The organism is Vibrio sp. YT-18, from assembly GCF_033337345.1.
Classification (GTDB): Bacteria; Pseudomonadota; Gammaproteobacteria; order Enterobacterales; family Vibrionaceae; genus Vibrio; species Vibrio alginolyticus.
In genome coordinates this window covers 1-1,171 of record NZ_JAWOQO010000179.1, presented here as the reverse complement: position 1 = coordinate 1,171, position 1,171 = coordinate 1, and the positions used below count along the sequence as shown (strand labels likewise).

At 48.1% G+C, this 1,171-nt stretch carries 1 protein-coding gene and 1 pseudogene; both read right to left on the bottom strand.

What is annotated here, in order from left to right:
- The coding region (gene thrB / locus R7M72_RS25275) for a homoserine kinase (protein ID WP_318056479.1) at nt 1-806 on the bottom strand (806 nt) is incomplete at its 3' end.
- 20 nt (nt 807-826) lie between these two features.
- Nucleotides 827-1,171 (bottom strand): annotated as a pseudogene (gene thrA, locus R7M72_RS25270) (bifunctional aspartate kinase/homoserine dehydrogenase I); the annotation flags it as partial.

The window sequence follows — 1,171 nt, the reverse complement described above, 5'->3', positions numbered from 1 at the left end:
CCACTGCCAGAAATACCAGTTGCTAACGCGCCTGCTGAGGCTGCGTACTGACGCGCAGTCGCAAAGCCCGGAAGCAGTTTCTCACGATACGGTTCTGCGATCACGTCTTTGATCATTTTTGCAGCAAGCTCTGGCTGACCAGAGTGACATGCATGAATAAAGCCCGCAAGGTGACGGCCATGAGCAATGATATCTTGTCGACGATATTGAGATGGTAGAATTTCACGCGCTTCAGCCGTCGACACTTTAATGCCCGGATACGCCATCACCCAATACCACTCGTCAAAGCAAGGGACTTCTTGGCTGATGATGCCTAACTCTTCAAGCATCAACTGGACACCACCAAGGTAACATGGAGCAACATTGTCGTAGTGAACACCACCCGAAATTTTGCCTTCCATTTCACCCATTAAAGCCAGCAATTCCGTTTCATTCAAAGGCTGGTCATGGAATCGGTTTAGCGCGTCTAACGCTGCCACAATAGAACAAGCACTTGAGCCCAAACCAGAACCAATAGGCATGTTTTTCTCTAGCGTCATTTCAAGTGGTTTTAGCTCAATGCCTTTTTTATCCAGTTCACGAGCAAACACCACCCAACAATCGTAAACGATGTTCTCTTTTGGATCGGTTGGTAACTTCGAAACAAAGTGCCCAGCAGTGTTTAGACTGAACGGCTCAGTCCCTGCTTTTACTTGAACTCGGTCACCCAACAAAGTGCCGTCAACTGGGGACACTGCCGCCCCCAGCACGTCAAAGCCTACGCTAACATTACCAATTGAAGCTGGGGCATAAACCACCACGCCCATATCACTTGAACTCATTATTGTTATACCCCTAGTTTCCAACCTAAAGTACGCATTACATCCGAGAATACGCCTGCTGCCGTCACTTCTGTACCGGCACCGTAACCACGCAGCACTAAAGGAATTGGCTGGTAGTAGCGACTATAAAACGCCAACGCGTTTTCACCGTCTTTAATTTTGAACATTGGATCATTTTCATCGACAGCGGCCATGCTCACTGTGCACTTGCCATCATTAATTTCACCAACATAACGTAGCACTTTGCCTTCTTCTGCCGCTTTCGCAGATAACTCTTTGAAGTACGCGTCCGCTTCTGGCAAACGCGCCATAAATTCATCAACACTGCCTGAATCATCAAAGCCTGGTGG